We start from the raw sequence: 22838 nt of genomic DNA on the forward strand, positions 1-22838 counted from the left end.
TCGTACCCCGCTCATAGGCTCGTTCCTGTGACGGACCTCGTGATCGGCGCCGACGGCCAGGCGCGCTGCCGGTGGGGCAGTGGCCCCGACTACCTCGCCTACCACGACACCGAGTGGGGCAAGCCGCTGCACGGCGACGACCACCTGTTCGAGCGCATGACCCTGGAGGCGTTCCAGTCGGGCCTGTCCTGGCTGACCATCCTCCGCAAACGCGAAAACTTCCGCGCGGCCTTCGACCACTTCAAGATCAAAAAAGTCGCGGCGTACGACGATCGCGACGTCACCCGCCTCATGGCCGACACGGGCATCGTGCGCAACAGGCAGAAGGTCGACGCCGCGATCAACAACGCCCGGGCGGCCCTGGAGGTCGACGGCGGCCTGAGCAAGCTGCTGTGGAGCTACGCGCCACCGCCGCGGCCGCACCGCCCGCGCTCGTTCGCCGAGGTGCCGGCCATCACCCCGCAGTCGACCGCGATGGCCAAGGACCTGAAGAAGCGCGGGTTCCGCTTCGTGGGCCCGACCACCGCCTACGCCCTGATGCAGGCCACCGGCATGGTCGACGACCACCTCGAAGGCTGCCACGTGCCGCCGCACTGAGTCGGCCGGCCCGGGCCTGGGTTGCAGCCGGCCGGCCCCCTACCTGGCCCGCGCCTCGTGCCGCCGCGGTGCGTTGGTTGGTGCCTGTGATGGGATGGTTGGCATGGCACAGTGGGCGGTCGTCATCCCCGAGGCTCGGTTGTCGGCCGAGCGTCTGTTCCACCACGAGACGCTCGAGCTGAGCGACGGCGGCGAGCCGGCCGGCCCGGTCGAGGGCGACCAGGTGTTGGTCGTCGCCGAGACGCCGGCGCCGCGCATCGTGGCCCTGGGCCGCATCACCGCCGCCGCCGGCCGGGCCGACGACGACCCCGACAACGCCGACGTCGCGGCCCGCGGCCCGGTGGTCGTCACCTACACCCGCCGCGTCTTCGACGAACCGGCCGAGGCCGCCGAGCTCACCCTGGCCGGCCCGCTCACCCCGGTCGACGACCAGACCTTCGCGGCGCTCGCCGCCCGCGTCACCCCGGCCGTCGACAACCGCACGTGGCTGGTCAGCCTCGACCTCCCGATCGAGGCCCCGACGCCGGCCGAGGCGGTCCGCCTGTTCTGGTCCTACGTGATGGAGCTGGGCCCGCGCGAGCTACCCACCTACGTGGCCCCGTCCGACGACGAGCTGGCCATGCAGGCCTTCGTCCTCGGCGAGGAAGCCAACCAGGACCCCGAGGAAGACGACGACTGACCCACGCTCGCTCGGGCCTAGCGGCCTTCGAAGACCGGCTTCTGCTTGTTGACGAAGGCGGTCGTGGCGTTGCGGTGGTCGGCGGTCGCTCCGCTGATCGACTGGGCCTGGGCCTCGGCGGACAGGGCGTCGTTGAGTGTCCCGGCGTCGCCGATGGAGAGCTCGCGTTTGATGGCGCCGTAGGCCACCGTCGGGCCGGCCGCCAGGCGGGCCGCCAGCTCCTGGGCGGCCGGCAGGACGTCCGCGTCCGACTCGACCAGCCGGGTCAACAGGCCCAGCGACCGCGCCTCCTCGGCCTTGACCTGTTCGGCGAGCATCAACATCTCGATCGCCTTGGCGTGGCCGACCAGGCGGGGCAGTGACCACGACAGGCCGGTGTCCGCGGCCAGGCCGACGTTGGCGAACGCCATCAGGAACGACGTGCTCGGGCCGCCGACCCGGAAGTCCGCGAGCAGCGCGAGGCCGGCGCCGGCGCCGGCGGCCATGCCGCCGACCGCGGCCACGACGGGCTTGGGCAGGCTGCCCAGGCGCGAGGCGATCGGGTTGTAGTGGCGGCGGACCGTGTCGAGCGCATCCGTGCTGCCGGACTCCAGCACGCCGACGTGTTCCCGCAGGTCCTGGCCCGTGCAGAACGCCCGCCCCGCGCCGGCCAGCACCACCGCGCGGCAGGAGCGGTCGGTCTCGAGCGCCGCGAGCGCGTCCCGGAGTGCCTCCTTGAGCGGCACGTCGAGGGCGTTCATCGCCTCCGGCCGGTTGAGCGTCAGCGTCACCACCGCGTCGGTGCGGTCGACGAGCAGCACGTCAGTCACGTGTCAGGAACCTTTCGATCGGGCGGCCCGCAGGCCCGCTTCGAGACAGCTTTCCACGTAGCGGTCGGCGGCCGGGCGCAACCGGCTCGCGTGCCGGTCGAAGAACGCGGCCGCGTTGGTGCCGGCCCAGCGCTCCGGCAGCAGAGCCGGCGGGAGCTGCGGGTCACGGAACAAGAAGGTGCGCCAGGCGTGTACGAGCCGGAACCGCGCGGCGTACGCGTGCTCGTCTTCGCTACGCGGCGTCACCTGGGTCAGCAGAGGGCGCTGTTCGGCCACGAACGCCTCGTACGCGTTGCCGATCTCCTCGAGGTCCCAGGCCCGCCGGACGACCGCCATGGCGCCGGACGTGCCGGCGGCGTGGGTCGCGGTGAACCGTTCGTAGCCGATGCCGGCCTCGACCAGGAGCGCGTCGACGTCGACGCCGGGCCGGGTCGCGACCCAGGTGCGCTCGTCGAGCATCCCGTAGCCGAGGTAGCTGAGGTTGGCGCCGAGCCGCTGCCGCTCGCGGCGCACCGCCGGCGCGTCCAGGACGATGAGATCGAAACGCCCGTCCCAGCCCGGCCGGTTGGTGCGGTAGATGCGGGCGGCGGCCTCGTCGAGCCGGCGGGCGGCCTTCGTGGTGATCAGATAGCCCGGGCCGGTGGCCAGTCGCAGGGGGTGCAGCCAGCCCTGTCGCACCATGCGGGACACGGCGGTCCGGACCGCGGGCGGGGCGATGCCGAGGGGCGCGAGCAGGCGGACGAGCGCGGCGACCGGTGCCCTGCCGCCGCGTGGGCGCAGGTAGTCGCCGTAGAGGTCGAAGAGTGCCGACCGTGCCTGCATGACCGCACATTGTGACAGCCACTTTCAAGATAAGCTAGATGCTGTCACATCAATACCGGCTCGGTTTGGGCCCAGCGGTGGTTATCAGGGAAAATCATTGGTCGGCGCCCTGCGAGGCGCCCTCGGGTAACACGGTGTCACGGGCCGTAGCGTGACGCCGCCGGAACGAAGTGGCTGTGGGACAACCCACCACCCTGGCGAGTCTGAGGGGAGACAACATGGCGGCGATGAAGCCGCGGACGGGCGATGGTCCGCTGGAGGTCACCAAGGAGGGCCGGGGCATCGTGATGCGGGTTCCGCTGGAAGGCGGAGGGCGGCTCGTCGTTGAGATGACCCCTGACGAGGCCAACGCGCTCGGTGACGCACTGAAGACCGCCGCCGGCTGACGTCCGACGCGCCCGCCGGCACGCCCACAGGGCTGCCGGCGGGCCTCCTTGTGTCAGCAGCGCGAGCACCAGCACAACCCGGGAGGCCGGCGTGCCCACATTCCGTTTCATCGACCCCGCCGACGTGGACGCCGAGACCCTAGTCGTGCCGACCGGGGCCGGTGCGCCGGCCGTCGACGGGCTGCCCGACGACGTCGTCGCGTTCGCGGCCGGCCACAGTGGCAAGGGCAGCGTGGTCGAGGTGCTGCCCCGGCCGACCCAACGGCCCTCGACGGTGCTGCTGGTCGGCATCGGCGCGGGCGACGCGAGCGGCTGGCGGGCGGCCGGCGCCGGCCTGGCCCGGTCGCGTTCACACACCGGCGCCGTCACCGTGCGGCTGCCGGACGACGCCGACGTGCGGGCGTTCGCCGAGGGCGTGCTGCTCGGCTCCTACCGGTTCCGGCTGGCGCCACCCAAGGCCGACGGCCCACCGGAGCTGACCGAGGTGCTGCTGGCCGGCGCGCCCGACGAGGCCGCGCTCGCCACCGCCCGCGCCACCGCCGAGGCCACCACGCTGGCCCGCGACCTGACCAACATGCCCTCCGACGAGAAGACCCCGGCCTGGTTCGCCGAGCGGGTCAGCACGACCGCGGCGGCGTACGACGGCCTGACCGTCTCTGTTCGTGAGCCCGACCGACTGGAAGCGGAGGGCTTCGGCGGCATCCTGGCCGTCGGCGGCGGCTCGTCGCGCGGGCCGCGCCTGGTCGAGCTGTCCTGGGCGCCCGCCGAGGCCACCCAACACGTCGTGCTGGTCGGCAAGGGCATCACGTTCGACACCGGCGGCATCTCGATCAAGCCCCGCGACGCGATGAAGCTGATGCGCAAGGACATGGGCGGCGCGGCGGCCGTCGTGGCGGCGACCATCGCCGCGGCCGCGCTGCGCCTGCCGGTCCGGGTCACCGCGCTCGCCCCGCTCGCCGAGAACCTGGTCAGCGGCTCGGCCTTCCGGCCGGGCGACATCATCCGGCACTACGGCGGGCGCACGAGCGAGAGCAACAACAGCGACGCCGAGGGCCGCCTGGTGCTGGCGGACGCGATGGCGTACGCCGTGGACCAGCTCGCCCCCGACCTGCTGGTCGACCTGGCGACGCTGACCGGGGCCAACGCCGTCGCGCTGGGCAAGCGCACGGCCGCCCTCTACAGCGAGAACGACGGGCTGGCCAAGGCGCTCGAGGACGCGGCCGCCGACGCCGGCGAGCAGGTCTGGCGGATGCCGCTGCCGGCGGACTACCGCGACTACCTCAGCAGCGACCTGGCCGACCTCAACAGCACGAGCCCCGAGGCGAGCGCCGGCTCGGTGATGGCCGCGCTCTATCTGGCCGAGTTCACCGGCCCGCTGCGCGACCGCTGGGCGCACATCGACATGTCGGCGCCGTCGTGGGCCGACTCCGACAGCGCCGAGCTGACCAAGGGCGCGACCGGCTGGGGCGTACGCACGCTGCTGAGTTGGCTCGCGAGTCTCTAGCGGCGGACCGCGGTGAGCAGGCCGGCGCCGGTGGGCAGCAGCGCCGGGATCCAGTCGTCGGAGTCGCGCAGCTCCTTGACCACCTCGCGGATCAGCACGGTCTGGGCGTCGCGGGCGGCCGGGTCGCCGATCCGGCCGCCGGCCAGCGCGTTGTTGACCGCGAGCACACCGCCGGCCCGCAGCAGCCGGCCGGCGGCGGCGACGCAGGCGGCGTATTCGGTCGGGTCGGCATCGACGAACACGAGGTCGTATCCGCCGTCGGTGAGGCGCGGCAGCACGTCGAGCGCGCGCCCGGTGATGATCCGCGTGCGCGACGGCGCGAAGCCGGCCTCCTGGAAGATGCGCCGGGCCACCCGTTGGTGTTCGTTCTCCACGTCGATCGTGGTGAGCACCCCGTCGCGACGCATGCCGCGCAGCAGCCAGACCCCGCTGACGCCGGTGCCCGTGCCGATCTCGACCAGCGAGCGCGCGTTGCCGGCGGCGGCCAGCAGGCGCAGCGCCGCGCCCGACCCCGGGCTCACGCAGGGCAGACCCACCTCGTCGGCGAGCCGGCGCGCGGTCTGCAGCACCAGGTCCTCCGGCGGGTACGCGTCGGCGAACAGCAGCGCCTGCGTCGTGGCCGGGCCGGCGGCGCCCATGGGTGAACCTCCGTGCGAGGGGGAAGCGGGGGACCGGGTATGAGCGTAGAGCGCACCGTCGGTGTTGGATGGACGGGCGGTGCGGTGAAGGCGTTCGGCAACTCCTGAATGCTCTTCGGGTATCCATGTAATCCTTGAGTCGGGGTAGTGGGCGGCGACCGGGAGGCGACGTGACCGACGGCTGGAACTGGCAGCAGCCTGGCGGCGGCCGGCCCTCGGGCCAGCAGGTCCCGGGCGCGATGCCGGTCAGCCCCGTGCCGTCCTACAACCCGCCGCCCTCGTCGAGCCGGCCGCCGCACCCGGCCGACCCGGCTGGCCCGGGCAGTCCGTGGTGGTCCGACGCGCTCGGTGACCCCTGGCGCGACCCGCACGCCCCGGCCGCCGTGGTTGTCCAGCCCGGCGTGGCCGGCGGCGCCGAGCCTGAGCCCGTCGCCGACCCGGACGCTCCACGCCCGCCCGGCAACCGCTCGGTGCTGTTGGTCGCGGTGGTCTCGGCGTTGCTGGCCGGCCTGCTCGGCGGTTCGCTCGGCTACGCGTTCGCGGCCCGCAGCGGCGTCGGCGGGGCGCGCACGACGCTCGGCGGCAACGGCGCCAGCCCGCCGGCCGCCGCCAACCGCCCGCCGGACTCGCTGGCCGGGGTCGCCGCGCGGCTGCTGCCGAGCGTCGTCACCGTCCGGGTGGCGTCCAGCGACGGTTCCAGCCTCGGCTCGGGCTTCGTGGTGTCGGCCGACGGCTATGTGATCACCAACGACCACGTCGTCGAGGGTGGCGGCACGCAGACCTTCACCGCCGTGTTCAGCGACGGCAGCACCGCGTCGGCCAAGCTGGTCGGCCAGGACCCGGAGTCCGACATCGCGGTGATCAAGCTGGCCCGCGCCGGCCTGACACCGGTCGAGTTCGGCGACTCCGACGCGATCGCGGTCGGCGACCCGGTGCTGGCCATCGGCTCGCCGCTGGCGCTGGCCAACACGGTGACGGCCGGCATCGTCAGCGCGGTCGACCGGACGATCCAGGCGGGCGACCCGGGCGGGCCGATCCGCTACTACGCGGCGATCCAGACCGACGCGGCGGTCAACCAGGGCAACTCGGGCGGCCCGCTGGTCGACGCGGGCGGCCGCGTGGTCGGCGTCAACGCGGTGATCAAGTCGGTGTCGGCCGACGAGCAGTCGGCGGGCAACATCGGCCTGGCCTTCGCGATCCCGATCAACCAGGCGAAGCGGGTCGCGCAGGACATCATCGACACCGGCAAGGCCCGCCGCACGGTGATCGGCGCGAAGGTGACCAACGGCCGCACCACCGGCGCCGGGGTGCGGCTCGACACCGTCGAGCCCGGCGGTCCGGCCGAGTCCGCCGGCCTGCGCGCCGGCGACGTGGTGACCCGGATCGACCGGCACCCGCTGGAGGAGGCGACCGATCTGATCGCCCTCGTCCGTAAATATGCGCCGGGCGCGGTGGTCACCGTGGAGTACCGGCGGGGCAGCGAGACCCAGACCGCCTCAGTGACGTTAGCCGCAGACGCCCAGTAGCAACGGCCGTTCCCATCGCGAGCGCCCCGCGCGTAGTGTTGCGCCGGGGATCGCACGAGGGAGGCCCGGTTGTTCGAGAACCTGAACTGGTGGGAGATCGGTCTCCTTCTGCTGGTCGCCCTGCTGATCTTCGGCGACAAGCTGCCCAACGTGATCAGCGACGGCCTGCGCATGGTCCGCAACCTGCGCCGCATGGCCAGCAACGCGACCGGTGACCTGAGCCGCGAGCTCGGCACCGACATCCAGCTCGAGGACCTGCACCCCAAGGCGTTCATCCGCAAGCACCTGATGAGCGAGGAAGAGCAGGAGTCGCTGCGCAAGCCGCTGCAGAAGATGTTCGACGACGCCAAGACCGACCTGACGGGCGTGCACAACGACCTCAAGGACGTCGCGCAGGCGGCCGACATCAAGAACGGCGCTCGCCGGCCGGCGACCGAGACGACCAGCGCCCCGGCCCCGCGCCGGTCGTTCGACGACTTTACGTAAGCGAAAGGAACGGCCCGTTACTAACGCCGGCGTTAGTAACGGGCCGTTCCTCTGCGAAAAGCGTTAGTAACGGGCCGTTCCTTCGGGGGTCAGCGGCCGGCTGGCCGCAGGCCCAGCGGCTTCCCGATCAGCGACTCGCGGCGCACCGCGAGCCGGTCGGCGACGGCGGAGATCGCCTGGGCGGCCGGCGCGGTCGGCTCGGCGAGCACGATCGGCAGACCGGCGTCGCCGGCCTCGCGTACCCGGGTGTCGAGCGGGATCTGACCCAGCAGCGGCACCTCCGCGCCGAGGGTCCGGCCCAGCTTCTCGGCCACGATCTGACCGCCGCCCGCGCCGAAGATCTCCATGCGCTCGCCGGTCGGCAGCTCCAGCCACGACATGTTCTCGACGACGCCGACCAGGCGCTGGTGGGTCTGCAGCGAGATCGCGCCGGCCCGCTCGGCGACCTCGGCCGCGGCGACCTGCGGGGTGGTGACCACCAGGATCTCCGCGTTCGGCAGCAGCTGGGCCAGGGAGATCGCCACGTCGCCGGTGCCCGGGGGCAGGTCGAGCAGGAGCACGTCGAGGTCGCCCCAGTAGACGTCGGCGAGGAACTGCTGGAGGGCGCGGTGCAACATCGGGCCGCGCCAGACTACCGCCGCGTTCTCGGCGGTGAACATGCCGATCGAGATCACCTTCACGCCGTGCGCGGCCGGCGGCATGATCATGTCTTCGACCCGGGTGGGCCGGCCGGCGGCACCGAGCATCCGCGGCACCGAGTGGCCGTAGATGTCGGCGTCGACAACACCGACCGACAGGCCCCGGGCGGCCAGCGCGGCGGCCAGGTTGACGGTGACGCTCGACTTGCCGACGCCGCCCTTTCCGCTGGCGATCGCGTACACCCGGGTCCGGGAACCAGGCTGGGCGAACGGGATCACCGGCTCGGCGCCGCCACCGCCGCGGAGCCGGGTCTGCAGGTCCTGGCGCTGTTCGGTGCTCATCACGCCGAAGTCGATCTCGACGGCCCGCACGCCCGGCACCGCGCTCACGGCGCTGGTGATGTCGCTGTTGAGCTTGTCGCGCAAGGGGCAGCCGGCGACGGTCAGCAGGAGCTCGACCCGCACCAGCCCGTCTTCGTCGATCGTGAACGACTTGACCATGCCCAGATCGGTGATCGGGCGGCGGATCTCGGGGTCGTCGACCGTGGCGAGGGCGGCCTGGATGGCTTCCTCACGAGACGTTGCAGGCGCGGACATGCGACAACTGTATGTCGCGACTCAGGCGTCCGTGTCGGCGTGGTCGTCCGGTTCGGCCTCGGGTTGCTTCGACTTGCGCTTCTTGCGCCGCTGCGCGAGCTCGTCGAGGTCTTCGGTGAGCCGGCCCAGCTCCGAACGCAGGAAGTCGCGGGTCGCGACCTCGCCGACCGCGAGCCGCAGCGCGGCGATCTCCCTGGTCAGGTATTCGGTGTCGGCCTTCTGCGCCGACGCCCGCCGGCGGTCCTCCTCGAGCGCCAGCCGGTCGCGGTCGGCCTGCCGGTTCTGCGCGAGCAGGATCAGCGGCGCCGCATAGGAGGCCTGCAACGACAGGATCAACGTCAGGAACGTGAAGGTGTACGGGTCGAAGCGCCAGCCTTCCGGCGCCAGTGTGTTCCAGCCCACCCAGAGCAGGATCACGATGGTCATGTAGACCAGGAACTTGGCCGTGCCCAGGGCCCGGGCGATCGCCTCGGACCACCGGCCGAAGGACTCCGGGTCGAATCGGGGCAGCTTGAGCCGGCGCGGCTCCTGCGGCTGGTCGAGCCGCGGGGCCCGGCGCGGCTCAGCCATCGGCGCCGCCGTTCGGGCCGGTCGCCGGGATGGCGCGGGGCGGGACGGCCACCGGGGAGCCCGGGACCATGTCGGGCACGTCGCGGTCGCGCCAGTCCGGCGGCAGCGAGTGGTCGAGCACGTCGTCGACGGTGACTGCGCCGACCAGCCGGTTGTTGGCGTCGACGACCGGCATCGCGACCAGGTCGTACATGGCCATGCGGCGAGTGATCTCGATCAGCGGCGTCTCGGGACGCAGCGGGTTGATGCCGGCGTCGACCACGCCGCCGAGGATCTGTGACGGCGGCTCCCGGAGCAGCCGCTGGAAGTGGACCATGCCCAGGTATTTACCCGTCGGCGTGGCCATCGGCGCCCGCGCGACGAAGACCTGTGCGGCCACCGCCGGCGGCAGCTGGGGCTCGCGGATCCGGGCCAGCGCGTCGGCGACGGTCGTGTCGGGCGTCAGGATCACCGGTTCGGAGGTCATCACGCTGCCCGCCGTGCCGGCCGCGTATTTCAGGAGCTGGCGCACCGGCTCGGCCTCGTCGGGCTCCATCAGGTCGAGCAGCGCCTGCCGCTCCGGACCCGACAGCTCGCCGAGGAGGTCGGCCGCGTCGTCGGCGTCCATCTCCTCCAGGATGTCGGCGGCCCGCTCCTGGTCAACGGTGGCGAGGATCTCGACCTGGTCGTGCTCGGGCAGCTCGCTGAGCACGTCGGCCAGGCGCTCGTCGTCGAGCGCGGCGGCGACCTCGTTGCGCCGGCCGTCGGGCATCTCCTGCAGCGCGTTGGCCAGGTCGGCGGGGCGCATCTGCTCGAGCACGGCGAGCAGCCCCGCGGTGCCCTGGGTGTCGGTGAGGCCGATCAGCCCGCGTACGCGGTCCCATTCGAGCTCGACCAGCTGCCCGCGGCGGGTCAGCCGGCGGCTGGGCTGGCGGACGGCGACCTTGGCCAGCGACCACTCGCCGGTGCGGTTGGTCTCCATGGCGAGGTCGACCACCATCGCCGGGGTCTCCTCGGGAAGGATCGTCACCCGGCGGTCGAGCAGGTCTTCGAGGACCAGCAGCTCGTTGGGGCGCTTCTCGAAGCGCCGCAGGTTGAGCGTGCCGGTGTTGAGCACGACCGACTCGGGGTCGATCGAGGTGAACCGGCCCATCGGCAGGAAGATCCGCCGGCGGACGGTCATCTCGACCACCAGACCGACCACCTGGGGCGGGCGGTTGGTGGTGCGCAGGCGCGCGACGGCATCACGAACCCGGCCGACCTGGTCACCGTTGGGGTCGTAGACCGGGAGGCCGGCGAGTCTGGCGATGTAGACCCGCGCTGTCGTCACACCGTCAAGACTAATTCCCTAGGCTCTTTCGCATGTCTACCGTCCCGTACGAGATCGTCGACGTCTTCACCGACCGGCCGTTCACCGGCAACCCGCTGGCCGTGGTGTTCGGCGGCGAGGACCTGGGCGCCAGCCAGATGCAGGCGCTGGCCCGCGAGTTCAACCTGTCCGAGACGGTGTTCGTGCTGCCGCCGTCGCCCGGGGCCGAGGCGACCTACCGGGCACGGATCTTCACGCCCAACAGCGAGCTGCCGTTCGCCGGCCACCCGAGCGTCGGCGCGGCGGTGACGGCCAGCGCCCGCGGGATGTTCGAGGCCGGCCCGGTGGTCCAGGAGTGCGGCGCCGGCCTGCTTCCGGTCGTCGTGTCGGGTTCGACCGCGACGCTGACCGGCGGCGTCGCGACCGTCGGCGAGCCGCTCGACCCCGGGCCGCTGTTGGCCGCCGTGGGGCTGACCGCCGACGACCTCGACCCGGCCGCGCCGCCCCGGGTCGCCGGGTGCGGGCTCGAGTTCCCCTTCCTGCCCGTACGCGCGGACGCGGTGACCCGGGCCCGGCTCGACACCGGGGCCGCGGAGGGCGTCGCGGCGCACAGCATCGACGTCTTCGCCTGGGACGCGCAGAGCCGGACGGCCCACGTACGCGTCTTCGTGCCGGGCCTGTCCGTGCCGGAGGACCCGGCGACCGGCTCGGCCGCCCTCGGGCTCGGGGTCTGGCTGGTCACCAGCGGGCTGCTGCCGGCCGACGGCGAGAGCGGCTATGTCGTGCACCAGGGGCTCGAGCTGCACCGCCCGTCGGTGCTGGAGTGCGTGGTGACCGCCGCGGCCGGCGCGGTGACCGGCGCGCGTGTCACCGGCAGCGTGGTGCCGATCGCCCGCGGCGAGATGGCGGTGCCACCGTTCGTCGGATAATTAGACTGGCGGTATATACCGATCGTCGGTAGCATCCATGCATGGCCATGCAGGAGCCGACCTTCTTCATCCTGACCGCGCTCGCCGAGCAGCCGTTGCACGGCTACGGCGTGATCCGCGCCGTCTCCGACCTGTCCGGCGGGCGGATCACGCTGCGCGCCGGCACGCTCTACGCCGCCCTCGACCGGTTGACCGAGGAAGGGCTGCTCGTCGTCGACCGCGAGGAGGCCGTCGACGGGCGGCTCCGGCGCTACTACCGGCTGACCGACGACGGCGCGACCGCGCTGTCGGCCGAGGTCGAGCGGCTACGCGCCAATGCCGCGATGGCGGCCGCCCGGCTCCGGGGCATCCGGCTCGCGTTCGGCGGCGTGGCGTGAAGCCGCTCGAGCGCCGCTACCGGCGGCTGCTGCTGGCCTACCCACGGGCCTACCGCCGCGATCGGGGCGACGAGATGGTGACGACGCTGCTGGAGGGCGCGCCGCCCGGCCGGGTCCGACCGCCGGCCGGCGACGTCTGGGACCTGCTCCGCGGCGGCCTGCGCCAGCGGTTCGCCCCGCCCCACGGCCGCGGCTACGCCCTGGTCGCGGTCGCCTGCGCGGCCGCCGTGGCGTTCCTCGCCCTCAGCGCGGCGGTCCGGCTCACCACGGCGTCCGAGGCCAGCAAGGACACTCTCTTCCTCACGTCCGCCCGGCTGCTGCCGCGCAACGCGCCCATCGTCGGCGACCAGGAGCGGATGGTGACGACGTTCGGCGGTCCGACCCGGGTCGATCTCACCTTCGCGACGCCACCGGCCGAGCTCGACGACCTGGCGGTCGAGGTGCGGGACCTCGCCCTCGCCGAGGGATGGGTGGCCGGCCCGATCGAAGGGCGCCGGTTCACCGCCGAGCGCGACGGGCAGACGCTGGTCGTCAGCGTCGCCGACGGCGTGCCGGCGGAACCCGACCTTTTCGCGTCCTTCCACACGCGCTATCCGTTGCCGGCCTCGCTGCTGCCGCTGGGCCTCGCCGCCGTCGTGCTGGGCGGGCTGGCCGGCTGGCTGGTCGCCGCCTGGACGCTGCGGCGGTTCCGGACCCGCACTCCGGCCGGCCGGCTGCTCATCGCGCTCGCCGGCGCGCCGAGCCTGCTGCTCGTCGGCGCCGTGGCGGCCAGCACCGCCGGAGCCACCCTGGACGCGACCGGCCAGAGCTTCTTCACCGACACGTTCGCTGAAGGGCTGGCCCTGGCCTGCCTGGCGGCGACACCACTGCTCGCGGCGGTCCTGCCCGCCGCGGCCTCGGCGCCGGTGCCGCGGGGGCGCACCGACCTGGTCGCGGTGGGCATCCGGCTGGCGACGGCGGCGCACCTCGCGTTCGGCGCCGCGCTGGCGACCGTGCTGGTCACCTTCACGGTGCGCATGCTGGCCACCGGCAGCGACCGCGTCGCCATGCTGAGCGGCGCCCATGATCCCAAGGGCGTGCTGCCGCTACCGGTCTACGTGCCGGTAGCGCTGCTCTACTACGGCGGCGTCGTGCTCTCCCCGCTGCTCCTGCTGGTCTCGGTGCCCCTGCTGGGCGTCGGCCGGGGCCGCGTCCGCCCGGTCGCCTGGTGGACCCTGGCGGCAGCCGCCTGCTCCGCAGCCATCCTGCCGGCCCTCCTACTCACCCCCTACGGCGGCGACGCCGCCCTGTGGTGGCTCGACTAACGCTTGCGCGCACCCTGCTGTGCCGTCCTGCTCACCGGTTGCGGCGCTGGGGTGGCTCGACTCATGCCTTGTCGCGGACTTTGCCGGACGTCCTGCTCGCCCGGCGCGGCGGTGGCGCGCCCGGGGTGGCTCGGCTAACGCTTGCCGCGCACCTTGTGCAGGCGGAAGGGCTTGCGGGTGACCCGCGCCGCCGGGGTCTCCCGGGGCGCCTCGGCCAGGCTGTCGTCGGGCAGGTCGGGGCGGGTCACCGCTGGGCCGACCGGGCTGAGGCAGCACAGCGTGCAGTCCATCGCCCAGCGTTCGAGCAGCTTCTCGGTCGGCCCGGGGGCGTTCAGGCGCTTGCCGCCGACCTGCGGCGCGACCGTGTTCCACTCGTCGTCGCCCGGCTGCACGCGGCGCACGTCGGCTGTGAAGGTGACGATCCGGCCGCCGTGGTCGCCGCGGAGTGTCACCTCGGCCGTGGCGCCGTCGACCAGGCCGGGCAGCCGCTGCTCGCCGATGCCGGTGACGACATAGAGCGCGCCGTCGATCGGTACGCACCACAGCCCGCGCGGCGGCCCGTCGTCGACGGACACCCAGGCCACGGCCGCCTTCTTGATCGCCTCTTCCACCACCGGGTCGGTCACCCCCTCATCCTGCCCGGCACGGGGGTGGGCTGGCCATGGTCGACCTCGTCCAGCACGCCGACGAGCTCCTTGATCGCCGGGCCGTCCCAGTCGAGGTCGGCCGCGAAGACCAGGTGGTCGGCCAGGTCGGGCGCGGCGAGCCGGACGGCGGTCATGCCGACCTCGGCCGCGCCCGTGAGCTCGTGGCTGCCGCCGTCGCCGACGTAGAGGCACTCGGCCGGCGCGACACCGAGGCGCTGGCACGCCGCCAGATAGATGCTCGGGTCGGGCTTGCAGACACCCTCCTCGACGGAGAACACGGCGGTGTCGAGCAGCGGCGCGACCGGCAGCCGCGGCAGCAGGGCCGGCAGCTCGTGGGTGCAGTCGCTGACCACGGCGGTACGCAGCCCCCGAAGCCGCAGCTCCCACAGCACCGGAACCGCCTCGTCGCGCAGCTCCGTGTCGTGCTCGACGGCGCGCAGCCGGCAGGCCAGCGCGGCCCGCACTGCCTCGTCGGAGGGGTCGGCGCCGGCCCGGGCGGCGATCCACCGCAGGTTGTCCTCCGCGGAGCCGAGGTCGCCGCTGGCCCGGCGGTAGTACGAGGCGTCCAGCAGGGCGATCATCGCCGCGGGATCGCATCCCAGGATGCGGGCGGTCTCGAGGTGCTCGGGGCCGCGGCGGACCGGTCGGGTGAGAGTGCCGAAGAAGTCGAAGACGACCGCGCGTATCGCTGGCAAAGCAGCCTCCATGGCAGGACCTGGGGGCAGTAGCTAGGCAAGACCGGGCGAGCCTATCGATGGGGACCGCCGTACCCTATCGGCCGATCGACTGACCGTAGTCGGATAGCCGCAGTATGTGATTTGTGAGGATGGTTCACTGTGCACCGCCCCGCCATCGACCCGGCCGCCACCATGGCACTGGTCGTCGCCGTCCTCGCCGTCTCCACCTCCGGCCCGCTGATCGCGTTCGCCGCCGCCGCGCCCGCGCTGGCCATCGCGTTCTGGCGCAACGCCCTCGCGGTCGGCGTCCTGGGCCCCATCTCGCTGATCGCCCGCCGCCGCGAGTACGCCAACCTGGCCCGCCGCGAGGCCGTCTTCTGCGTGCTGGCCGGCGTGGCCCTGGCGGCGCACTTCGCGGCCTGGATGCCGAGCATCCGGTTCACCACGGTGGCGGCGTCCACGGCGCTGGTCGCGACCCAGCCCGTCTGGCAGGGCCTGATCTCGGTCGCCCAGGGCCGCAAGCTGCGCACCGTCACCTGGGCCGGCATCGGCGTCGCGGTGCTCGGCGCGGTGCTGGCCACCGGGGCCGACTTCGGCGTCTCGACCCGCGCGGTGATGGGCGACCTGCTGGCGGTGGTCGGCGCGATCATGGCAGCCGCGTACACCGCGCTCGGCGAACGGGCCCGGGTCACGCTGAGCACGACGACGTACACCACGATCTGTTATGGGGTCTGCGCGGTCCTGCTGCTGGTCATCTGCCTGGCGTCGGGGCAGCGGTTGGGCGGCTACCCGGGCACGACCTGGCTGGCGATCCTCGGGCTGGTGGCCGGCGCGCAGCTGCTCGGGCACACGATGTTCAACTACGCGCTGCGCCGGGTGTCGGCCACGACGATCAGCGTGCTGATCCTGCTGGAGGTGCCCGGCGCCGGCCTGATCGCCTGGCTCTGGCTCGGCCAGGTGCCGCCGGCCGCCTCGCTGCCGGGCCTCGCCCTGCTGCTCGTCGGCGTGCTCATCGTCGTGCTCGGCGGCGCACAGGCCGGCCGCCGCGAACGCGCCGCCCGCCGCCTCGAAGTCGAAACGGCCGGCACGATTCCCTAGCTGATGGCCTGCTCGCTGGCCTTCCAGAGCGCGCCGGCCAACGCGGGGTCGGTGGCCTTGGCGGCGGCGCGGCGGGGCTTCTTGTCGTAGTAGTAGGCGCCGTTGACCAGGCGCGCCGGGTCGGCGGTGGCGAGCCAGACGAGCGTCTCGGCGCCGCGCTCCGGGCTGCGCAGCAGCGGCGCCCGCTTCATGCCCCAGGCGATCAGCCGGTTGTCGTTGTAGAACCGCGTGCGCACCACACCGGGATGGAACGCGAAGGAGAGCATGCCGGGCCACTGCCGGGCCGCCTCGCCGGCGAACAGGATGTTGGCCTGCTTGCTGGTGCCGTAGGCGCGGAGCGGGAAGTAGCGCTCGAGCGGCCGGTTGAGGTCGCGCGGGTCGAGGTCGCCCCACCGGTAGGCGCCCGAGGCGGTCACCACCATGCGCTCGATCCGGTCGTGCAGCAGCACGGTGAGCAGGAAGCTGGCCAGGTGGTTGGCCTGGATGGTCAGCTCGTAGCCGTCCACGGTGGTCGCCGGGTGCAGCACGATCGCGCCCGCGTTGTTGGCCAGCACGTGGATCGTGTCGTACGCCGAGCGCAGTTGCTCCGCCAGCGTGCGCACGTCGTCGAGCGCGGCGAAGTCGGCGCGGAACGACGCCGGCAGGGTGCCGGTCGCGTCGCGCACCTCGGCGGCGGCGGCGGACAGCCGGGCCGGGTCACGGCCGACCAGAACGACCTGGTCACCCCGGCTGGCCAGGGCGACGGCGGCGGACAGCCCGATGCCCGAGCTGGCCCCGGTGATCACTACGACGCGCCCGGTGACTTCTTCCACTGCTTGGTTCTCCTCGGTCGTCGCGCGAGGTTACCGTTTGGTCAAGGCCTAACTGTAACGATCGTGAGGAGCCGTCGATGGCCGCTGCGGGACGCCCACGCCGGTCCTGTTTGGCCGTACCCGGCTCCAGCCTGAAGATGCTCGACAAGGCCCTGGGTCTCCCGGCGGACCAGGTCTTCCTCGACCTGGAGGACGCGGTCGCCCCACTGGCCAAGCCGGAGGCCCGCAAGAACGTCGTGGCCGCGCTCAACGAGGGCGACTGGGGTGGAAAGACCCGGGTCGTGCGGGTCAACGACCTGACCACCGAGTGGACCTACCGCGACGTCGTCGAGGTGGTCGAGGGGGCCGGCGACAACCTGGACTGCGTGATGCTGCCCAAGGTGCAGTCCGCGGCCCACGTCGAGTGGCTCGACCTCACGCTCACCCAGATCGAGAAGGCGGTCGGCCTGCCGGTCGGCGGCATCGGCATCGAGGCGCAGATCGAGAACGCGGCCGGACTGGTCAACGTGGACGCGATCGCCGCCGCCTCGCCCCGGATCGAGACGATCATCTTCGGGCCGGCGGACTTCATGGCGTCGATCAACATGCGGTCGCTGGTGGTCGGCGGGCTCATCCCCGACTACCCGGGCGATCCCTACCACTACATCCTGATGCGCCTGCTGATGGCCGCCCGCATGCACGACAAGCAGGCCATCGACGGCCCGTTCCTGCAGATCCGCGACGTCGACGGTTTCCGCGCCGTGGCGAAGCGGTCGGCCGCGCTCGGCTTCGACGGCAAGTGGGTGCTGCACCCGGGCCAGATCGAGGCGGCCAACGAGATCTACGCGCCCACGCAGGACGACTACGACCGGGCCGAGCTCATCCTCGACGCGTACGAGCACGCCACCTCGGAGGCCGGCGGCAAGCTCGGCGCGGTGATGCTCGGCGACGAGATGATCGACGAGGCGTCGCGCAAGATGGCCCTGGTGATCGCCGCGAAGGGACGCGCCGCCGGGTTGGCCCGCACCTCCCGCTTCACGCCCCCCGAAGGCTGACGAGCATCGCGTACGGGTCGTCGAACATGCCCTCGCGGGCGCCGATCACGATCATGATGACCACGAACGCCAGGTAGCCCAGGATCAGCGCGGTGAGGATCCAGCCGACGATGATGCCGGCCAGCGCCATGCCGTCGCCGCTCTCGCCGCGCTCGCGGATCTGCTTGCGCGCGACGTGGCCCAGGATCGCCCCGACCGGCGCGGAGATGCAGGTGGCGAGGCCGGCCAGGGCGCAGACCAGCGCGGCGATCGCCAGGCCGTTGGTCTTCGCCACGGGCGGGTAGCCGTAGCCCGGGTAGGCGCCGGCCGGGGCAACGTAACCGGCCGGCGGGTAGGCCGGGTAGCCCGGCGCCGCGGGATAGCCGGGCCCGGCCGCATAGCCGGCGGGCGGGTAACCCTCGGGCGTCGTGGCCGGGTAGGCCTCCGCCGGCGGGTAGCCCGGCTGGGCCGGCACGGGGTAGGTCGGCTGCTCCGGCGCCGGGGAGCTCGGCGGAGGCGCGGTCGGGTCCCAGGACGCGTTGGGGTTCGGGTTGGTCATCGCGCTCTCCGAGGTCGGGCCGGTGTGCGACCCGTAGGGTATCGGTACGCGGCACTGTCCGGATGCCCCCAGGAGAGGGGGTGTCGTTGCCGGGGTTGACCGGACCGGGCAGGATCTCACGCATGGCAATCGACACGCAGGCCGACGACGGGCTGACCACCGTTCGCCTCGACGGGCGGGTCGCCCTGGTCACCGGCGCCGGCAGCCCCGACGGGATCGGCTACGCGACCGCGCGCCGGCTGCGCCAGCTGGGCGCCCGGGTGGCCATCGTGTCGACCACCCGCCGCATCCACGAGCGCGCGACCGAGCTCGGCGCCACCGGGTTCGTCGCCGACCTGACCGACGAGGCCGAGGTGGGCGCGCTGGCCGACGCGATCGCCGAGCAGCTCGGCGACGTCGAGGTCCTCGTCAACAACGCCGGTCTGGCGAGCCGGGCGAGCCCGGAGGTGCTCCGCCCGGTCGGGCAGCTCACCTTCGACGAGTGGAAGTCCGAGATCGACCGCAACCTGAGCACCGCGTTCCTGTGCAGCCGGGCGTTCATCGGCGGCATGGCCGAGCGGGGCTGGGGCCGCATCGTCAACCTGTCGGCCACCGCCGGCCCGGTCAACGCGCTGCCGACCGAGGCCGCCTACGCGGCGGCCAAGGCGGGCGTGATCGGCCTGACGCGGGCGCTGGCCATGGAGATGGTGGCCGACGGGGTGACCGTCAACGCGGTCGCGCCGGGCACCATCTACACCGCCGCCTCCACGGTCGCCGAGCTCAAGCAGGGCCTGGGCACGCCGATCGGGCGGCCGGGCACCCCGGACGAGGTGGCCGCCGCGATCGCGTTCCTCTGCTCGCCGGCCGCGTCCTACATCACCGGCCAGATGCTGGTGGTCGACGGCGGCAACAGCGTGCGCGAGGCCCAGTTCCGCTAGGAGCTAGTAGGTGTTGCCGACGTTGTCGGCGGTCGCGCCGAACCAGCCGAGCGCCAGGCCACCGCAGCAGAGCACCACGGCGAGCCCGGTGAACACGTAGCTCAGCACCAGGCCGGCCGTGGCGAGGCCGCCGCCCTCCTCACCGGAGGTGCGCAGCTGCTTCTTGGCGATGTGGCCGAGCACGATGCCGGCCGGCGCGAAGACGAACGCGAAGACCAGCGACAGGATCGCCATGAGGTTGGTGCCGCGCGGCTGCGCGTAGCCGCCGCCGTAAGGCTGCTGCTGGTAGCCCGGGTAGCCACCCTGGCCGTACTGCGGTTGGGCCGGCGCCGGGTACTGGCCGTAGGGGTCCGGCTGGCCGGAGGTGGGCGGCGGACCGTAGGGGTCCGGCTGACCCGAGGTCGGCTGCCCGTAGGCGGGCTGGCCGTAGGTCGGCGGAGGGCCGTAGGACGGCGGCCCCGACTGCTGCGGGTCGTACGGTTGGCCGGGCTGGTACGGGTCGGGCTGGTTGCCCGGTGGCGGGTAGCTCATCGAATCTCTCCTGGGGGTCGTCCCCGGCACGCTACCGAACGCAAGGAAGTCATTCGCGCCCGTGCCCGCCTCGGACGAGGAAAGATGTGTGCCATGGCGCGCCTGGCCCAGACTCCTGGCCTCACCGACGTGCAGGGCTCGATCCTCGAAACGGTCCGGGAGTTCGTCGACAAGGAGATAATTCCGCACGCGCAGCGGCTGGAGCGCGCCGACGAGTACCCGGTCGACATCGTCGACGGCATGCGGGAAATGGGCCTTTTCGGACTGACGATCGACGAGGAGCACGGCGGCCTCGGCGAGTCGCTCCTCACGTACGCGCTGGTGGTCGAAGAGCTCTCCCGCGGCTGGATGTCGATCTCGGGGATCGTCAACACCCACTTCATCGTCGCCTACCTGATCGCGCGGCACGGTTCGGCCGAGCAGCGCGCGGCGTTGCTGCCCCGGATGGCGACCGGCGAGGTACGCGGCGCCTTCTCCATGTCGGAGCCCGGCTGCGGGTCCGACGTCGCGGCGATCCGCTCGACCGCCCGGCGCGACGGCGACGCTTATGTCCTCGACGGACAGAAGATGTGGCTGACCAACGGCGCCTACTCGTCGGTGGTGGCGACGCTGGTCAAGACCGAGATCGGCGCGGACTCCGTCTACGGCAACATGACCTGCTTCCTGCTCGAGAAGGAGCCTGGGTTCGGCGAGACCGCGCCCGGCCTGACCATCCCGGGCAAGATCAGCAAGATGGGCTACAAGGGCGTCGAGACGACCGAGATGGTGCTCGACGGCGTCGCGGTGCCCGAGACGGCGGTGCTCGGCGGCCCCGACCAGCTCGGGCAGGGTTTCCGCCAGATGATGGACGGCATCGAGGTCGGCCGGGTCAACGTCGCCGCCCGGGCCTGCGGCATCTCGATCCGGGCGTTCGAGCTCGCCATCGCGTACGCCCAGCAGCGTCACACGTTCGGCGAGCCGCTCGCCGGCCACCAGGCGATCGCGTTCAAGCTCGCCGAGATGGCCACGAAGATCGAGGCGGCGCACCAGCTGATGGTCAGCGCCGCGCGGCTCAAGGACGCCGGCGCCCGCAACGACGTCGAGGCCGGTATGGCCAAGCTGCTGGCCTCCGAATACTGCGCCGAGGTGGTCCAGGAGTCCTTCCGGATCCACGGCGGCTACGGCTACTCCACCGAATACGAGATCGAGCGGCTGATGCGCGAGGCCCCGTTCCTGCTGATCGGCGAGGGCACCTCCGAGATCCAGAAAACGATCATCTCGCGGGGCCTGCTGAAGGAGTACCGCCTCTAATGTGAGTGCGTGTCATCGCCCCTGAGGGATCGGAACTTCGTCCTCTTCTGGATCCTGCAGGCGGTCTCGGTCGCCGGCGACTCGCTGACCACCCTCGCGGTGCCGTTGCTGGTGCTGCAGCTCACCGACTCGGTCTTCCAGATGGGCCTGGTCACGGCCGCGATCGGCGGGGCCTGGCTCGTCTCGGGCGTGCTGGCCGGGTCGATCGTGGACCGCTTCGACCGCCGTACGGTCATGATCGCGTGTGACGTCGCCCGGGCCGGGCTCTACGGCCTGGTCCCGCTGGTCTGGCTGGTCGAGCCACACATCTGGGTGCTCTACGCCGCGATGCCGCTGGGTGCCGCGGCGGGCATGCTCTATCAGGTCGGCTACATCACCGCCGTGCCCGCGCTGGTCGGCAAGGAGCAGATCACCCGGGCCAACGGGCTGCTCTCGGCCTCCTTCGCGGTCGCCGGCATCACCGGCCCGGCGATCGGCGCCGCGCTGTTCCTGGCGGTCGACCCGGCCTGGGTGATCGGGATCGACGCCGTCACGTTCGGGCTGTCGGCGGTCGCCATGTCCTTCGTCCGGCTGCGGCAGCGGGAGTCGGCGGGCGCGGCCGAGTCGCCGATCCGCGGCTTCGTCACGGGCCTGCGGTTCCTCTGGGGCCACCCGGTGCTGCGCACGATCACGCTGCTGCTGTGCGGGGTCCTGTTCCTCACGTACGCCATGGACGATCTGCTCATCTATCGGCTGAGGGGCGACCTCGGGCAGGGCGGCGAGGCGGTCGGCGTGGTGTTCGCGATCGGCGCGGCGGGCTCCGTGCTGGCCGGTGCGGTGGTCGCCGCGCTGCGTCGCCGGCTGGGCTTCGGCGCCTGCTGGATCGGGGCGTACGTGCTGACCGCGATCGCCCTGGCCGGCGCCGGCAGCGCCACGGTGGTGCCCGTGCTGGCCGGCTGCCTCGCGGTGATCCTGTTCTGCCAGGGCATCGCCGGCACCTGCTCGATGTCGCTGCGGCAGGAGATCACCCCGGACCACCTGCTCGGCCGGGTCACCTCGGCGTTCTGGACCATCCACTACCTGCCGGGGCCGCTCGGCGCCCCGCTGGTGACGTTCGCGGCCTCCCGGGCGGGCGTGCCGGCGGTGACCCTGGCGCTCGGCCTGGGCCTCGTCGTGATCGCCGTGGTCGCCGCCTTCTCCCCGCTGCGCACCCGCGCTCCGGAGCGCCTAGCTTTCGGCGACCGGCCGGCGCATGGTGAAGCTCTGTAGTCGGGTCGCGTAGCCCAGGTGCTCGTTGAGCCGGCGCATGTCGGCGTTGCCGCGCTGGGTCCAGGTGTAGACCTCGGTGAGCCCGGTCGCGGCCGCGTGCGCCAGCGTCAGGCGCTTGAGGTGCGCGGCGACACCGCGGCCGCGCCAGTCGCGCCGCACCACGGTCAGCGCGTTCTCGGCCCGGTGCGGGTTGTCGTAGTCGGCGATGAGGCCGGCCATGCCGACGGGTTCGCCGTCGGCGAGCGCCACGAACATCGCCGCCGGGTCGCCGATCCAGCTCGTGCGCCACTCGGCGATGGTCGCCTGCATCGGGGCGATCAGCGCCATGTCCTGGAACGCCTGCACCGCCAGCCCTTCGTAGATCACGTCCCAGAGGTCCGGCCGCTGCGCGATGGTGACCACCTCGACGTCGGTGCGCGGCGGCGGGCTCGGCTCGGCGCCGATGGCCCGCACCTGCTCGACCTGGCGATCGACCTCGGTGAAGCCGTGCCGCTCCGCGAACGCGCGGGAGCCCTCGTCGTCGGTGTGCGCGATGACGTGCGCGACGCCGAGCGTGGCGGCGTGCGCCCAGAGGTGGGCCAGCAGCCGGGTGCCGACGCCCTGGCGACGGAACTCGGGCAGCACCCGCGGCGTCACGGTGGCGGCGCCGGAGATGCTCGACCGGTCGGCCGCGCCGCTGCCGACGAGCTTGCCGTCCTCCTCGACGAGCAGCACCAGCGAGTCGCGGGTCCACGCGGCCCGCATCTCGGCGACCGACGGCGCCCGCTCATAGGGCATGATGGCCATCCGCACCTGCCGCACCAGGTCGAAATCCTCGTCGGTCGCGGCTTTCCGCATGGTCAGCATGTGCGGACGTTAACCCGCCGTCGATGCGACCGCGAGCGGATTAGGGCCCG

Annotated in this window: 26 protein-coding genes; 14 read left to right on the forward strand and 12 right to left on the reverse strand. The window is 72.8% G+C overall.

Annotation, left to right across the window (positions count from 1 at the left end; translation table 11 throughout):
- Positions 1 to 27 precede the first annotated feature (27 nt).
- Together O7635_RS12305 and O7635_RS12310 are read left to right on the forward strand one after the other, a co-directional pair.
- Positions 28 to 597 carry a DNA-3-methyladenine glycosylase I gene (locus O7635_RS12305; protein WP_278080541.1) on the forward strand — a complete coding sequence of 190 codons (570 nt, stop codon included), beginning with the start codon at positions 28 to 30 and terminating at the stop codon, positions 595 to 597.
- A gap of 103 nt (positions 598 to 700) precedes the next feature.
- Positions 701 to 1276, forward strand: a complete 576-nt coding sequence (locus tag O7635_RS12310; RefSeq protein ID WP_278080542.1) for a hypothetical protein — start codon at positions 701 to 703, stop codon at positions 1274 to 1276.
- 17 nt (positions 1277 to 1293) lie between these two features.
- Here the strand turns inward: O7635_RS12310 and O7635_RS12315 are convergent, their stop codons facing one another.
- Entirely contained in the window at positions 1294 to 2085 is a 792-nt protein-coding gene (locus O7635_RS12315) for an enoyl-CoA hydratase-related protein (protein ID WP_278080543.1), read from the reverse strand.
- Positions 2086 to 2088: 3 nt separating this feature from the next.
- Complete coding sequence (locus O7635_RS12320) at positions 2089 to 2907, reverse strand: PaaX family transcriptional regulator C-terminal domain-containing protein (protein WP_278080544.1); 819 nt, start codon at positions 2905 to 2907, stop codon at positions 2089 to 2091.
- Positions 2908 to 3125: 218 nt separating this feature from the next.
- Here O7635_RS12320 and O7635_RS12325 point away from each other — a divergent pair, with 218 nt between their 5' ends.
- Positions 3126 to 3293, forward strand: a complete 168-nt coding sequence (locus tag O7635_RS12325) for a DUF3117 domain-containing protein (RefSeq protein WP_089253522.1) — start codon at positions 3126 to 3128, stop codon at positions 3291 to 3293.
- A gap of 91 nt (positions 3294 to 3384) precedes the next feature.
- Positions 3385 to 4797 carry a leucyl aminopeptidase gene (locus O7635_RS12330; RefSeq protein WP_278080545.1) on the forward strand — a complete coding sequence of 471 codons (1413 nt, stop codon included), beginning with the start codon at positions 3385 to 3387 and terminating at the stop codon, positions 4795 to 4797.
- Here O7635_RS12330 and O7635_RS12335 read toward each other — a convergent pair.
- Positions 4794 to 5435, reverse strand: coding sequence for an O-methyltransferase (locus O7635_RS12335; protein WP_278080546.1), 642 nt, complete (start codon positions 5433 to 5435; stop codon positions 4794 to 4796). The two genes, O7635_RS12330 and O7635_RS12335, sit on opposite strands and share 4 nt — an antisense overlap.
- A 170-nt stretch (positions 5436 to 5605) precedes the next feature.
- Between O7635_RS12335 and O7635_RS12340 the strand changes: the two genes are divergently transcribed.
- Together O7635_RS12340 and O7635_RS12345 are read left to right on the forward strand one after the other, a co-directional pair.
- Positions 5606 to 6961, forward strand: a complete 1356-nt coding sequence (locus O7635_RS12340) for a trypsin-like peptidase domain-containing protein (protein WP_278080547.1) — start codon at positions 5606 to 5608, stop codon at positions 6959 to 6961.
- Between the two features lie 69 nt (positions 6962 to 7030).
- Positions 7031 to 7447 (forward strand): preprotein translocase subunit TatB, encoded by a 417-nt coding sequence (locus tag O7635_RS12345; RefSeq protein ID WP_278080548.1) that lies wholly within the window; start codon positions 7031 to 7033, stop codon positions 7445 to 7447.
- Between the two features lie 89 nt (positions 7448 to 7536).
- Here the strand turns inward: O7635_RS12345 and O7635_RS12350 are convergent, their stop codons facing one another.
- The 3 genes from O7635_RS12350 to O7635_RS12360 are packed head-to-tail and all read right to left on the reverse strand — an operon-like array spanning position 7537 to position 10561.
- The gene (locus tag O7635_RS12350) at positions 7537 to 8682 is read right to left on the reverse strand and encodes an Mrp/NBP35 family ATP-binding protein (protein ID WP_278080549.1); all 1146 of its coding nucleotides are present in this window, start codon (positions 8680 to 8682) and stop codon (positions 7537 to 7539) included.
- Positions 8683 to 8703: 21 nt separating this feature from the next.
- Positions 8704 to 9252: a DUF1003 domain-containing protein gene (locus O7635_RS12355; protein WP_347405274.1), complete on the reverse strand. Its 549-nt coding sequence runs from the start codon at positions 9250 to 9252 to the stop codon at positions 8704 to 8706.
- Positions 9245 to 10561: a CBS domain-containing protein gene (locus O7635_RS12360; protein ID WP_278080550.1), complete on the reverse strand. Its 1317-nt coding sequence runs from the start codon at positions 10559 to 10561 to the stop codon at positions 9245 to 9247. The genes O7635_RS12355 and O7635_RS12360 overlap by 8 nt, the downstream gene beginning before the upstream one ends.
- Positions 10562 to 10593: 32 nt before the next feature.
- Here O7635_RS12360 and O7635_RS12365 point away from each other — a divergent pair, with 32 nt between their 5' ends.
- From O7635_RS12365 to O7635_RS12375, 3 genes are read left to right on the forward strand one after another with little or no spacing between them, the layout of a single operon-like run.
- Positions 10594 to 11469 (forward strand): PhzF family phenazine biosynthesis protein, encoded by an 876-nt coding sequence (locus tag O7635_RS12365; RefSeq protein ID WP_278080551.1) that lies wholly within the window; start codon positions 10594 to 10596, stop codon positions 11467 to 11469.
- Between the two features lie 41 nt (positions 11470 to 11510).
- Positions 11511 to 11846, forward strand: coding sequence for a PadR family transcriptional regulator (locus tag O7635_RS12370; RefSeq protein ID WP_278080552.1), 336 nt, complete (start codon positions 11511 to 11513; stop codon positions 11844 to 11846).
- Positions 11843 to 13150, forward strand: coding sequence for a hypothetical protein (locus tag O7635_RS12375; protein ID WP_278080553.1), 1308 nt, complete (start codon positions 11843 to 11845; stop codon positions 13148 to 13150). Before O7635_RS12370 ends, O7635_RS12375 begins: the two co-directional genes overlap by 4 nt.
- Positions 13151 to 13284: 134 nt before the next feature.
- On the opposite strand, the gene O7635_RS12380 is transcribed toward O7635_RS12375, so the two are convergent.
- Both O7635_RS12380 and O7635_RS12385 read right to left on the reverse strand, forming a co-directional pair.
- Positions 13285 to 13776, reverse strand: coding sequence for a hypothetical protein (locus O7635_RS12380; protein ID WP_278080554.1), 492 nt, complete (start codon positions 13774 to 13776; stop codon positions 13285 to 13287).
- The gene (locus O7635_RS12385; RefSeq protein WP_278080555.1) at positions 13773 to 14492 is read right to left on the reverse strand and encodes an HAD family hydrolase; all 720 of its coding nucleotides are present in this window, start codon (positions 14490 to 14492) and stop codon (positions 13773 to 13775) included. Before O7635_RS12385 ends, O7635_RS12380 begins: the two co-directional genes overlap by 4 nt.
- A 174-nt stretch (positions 14493 to 14666) precedes the next feature.
- Here O7635_RS12385 and O7635_RS12390 point away from each other — a divergent pair, with 174 nt between their 5' ends.
- Positions 14667 to 15572, forward strand: a complete 906-nt coding sequence (locus O7635_RS12390; RefSeq protein ID WP_278085459.1) for a DMT family transporter — start codon at positions 14667 to 14669, stop codon at positions 15570 to 15572.
- Here the strand turns inward: O7635_RS12390 and O7635_RS12395 are convergent.
- Positions 15569 to 16384 (reverse strand): SDR family NAD(P)-dependent oxidoreductase, encoded by an 816-nt coding sequence (locus O7635_RS12395; protein WP_278080556.1) that lies wholly within the window; start codon positions 16382 to 16384, stop codon positions 15569 to 15571. The genes O7635_RS12390 and O7635_RS12395 overlap by 4 nt on opposite strands.
- Before the next feature lie 77 nt (positions 16385 to 16461).
- Between O7635_RS12395 and O7635_RS12400 the strand changes: the two genes are divergently transcribed.
- Positions 16462 to 17418 (forward strand): CoA ester lyase, encoded by a 957-nt coding sequence (locus tag O7635_RS12400; RefSeq protein WP_278080557.1) that lies wholly within the window; start codon positions 16462 to 16464, stop codon positions 17416 to 17418.
- Here O7635_RS12400 and O7635_RS12405 read toward each other — a convergent pair.
- The gene (locus O7635_RS12405) at positions 17399 to 17956 is read right to left on the reverse strand and encodes a DUF4190 domain-containing protein (RefSeq protein ID WP_278080558.1); all 558 of its coding nucleotides are present in this window, start codon (positions 17954 to 17956) and stop codon (positions 17399 to 17401) included. The genes O7635_RS12400 and O7635_RS12405 overlap by 20 nt on opposite strands.
- Before the next feature lie 122 nt (positions 17957 to 18078).
- Here O7635_RS12405 and O7635_RS12410 point away from each other — a divergent pair, with 122 nt between their 5' ends.
- Positions 18079 to 18873 carry an SDR family NAD(P)-dependent oxidoreductase gene (locus O7635_RS12410; RefSeq protein WP_278080559.1) on the forward strand — a complete coding sequence of 265 codons (795 nt, stop codon included), beginning with the start codon at positions 18079 to 18081 and terminating at the stop codon, positions 18871 to 18873.
- Positions 18874 to 18876: 3 nt separating this feature from the next.
- Here O7635_RS12410 and O7635_RS12415 read toward each other — a convergent pair whose 3' ends face one another.
- On the reverse strand, positions 18877 to 19404 hold the full coding sequence (locus O7635_RS12415; protein WP_278080560.1) for a DUF4190 domain-containing protein: 528 nt from the start codon (positions 19402 to 19404) through the stop codon (positions 18877 to 18879).
- Between the two features lie 93 nt (positions 19405 to 19497).
- Between O7635_RS12415 and O7635_RS12420 the strand changes: the two genes are divergently transcribed.
- Together O7635_RS12420 and O7635_RS12425 are read left to right on the forward strand one after the other, a co-directional pair.
- Positions 19498 to 20694, forward strand: coding sequence for an acyl-CoA dehydrogenase family protein (locus O7635_RS12420; protein WP_278080561.1), 1197 nt, complete (start codon positions 19498 to 19500; stop codon positions 20692 to 20694).
- Between the two features lie 9 nt (positions 20695 to 20703).
- Complete coding sequence (locus O7635_RS12425; protein ID WP_278080562.1) at positions 20704 to 21942, forward strand: MFS transporter; 1239 nt, start codon at positions 20704 to 20706, stop codon at positions 21940 to 21942.
- Here O7635_RS12425 and O7635_RS12430 read toward each other — a convergent pair.
- Complete coding sequence (locus O7635_RS12430) at positions 21901 to 22788, reverse strand: GNAT family N-acetyltransferase (protein ID WP_278080563.1); 888 nt, start codon at positions 22786 to 22788, stop codon at positions 21901 to 21903. The two genes, O7635_RS12425 and O7635_RS12430, sit on opposite strands and share 42 nt — an antisense overlap.
- Between the last annotated feature and the right edge of the window lie 50 nt (positions 22789 to 22838).

This window comes from Asanoa sp. WMMD1127 (genome assembly GCF_029626225.1).
GTDB lineage: Bacteria > Actinomycetota > Actinomycetes > Mycobacteriales > Micromonosporaceae > Asanoa.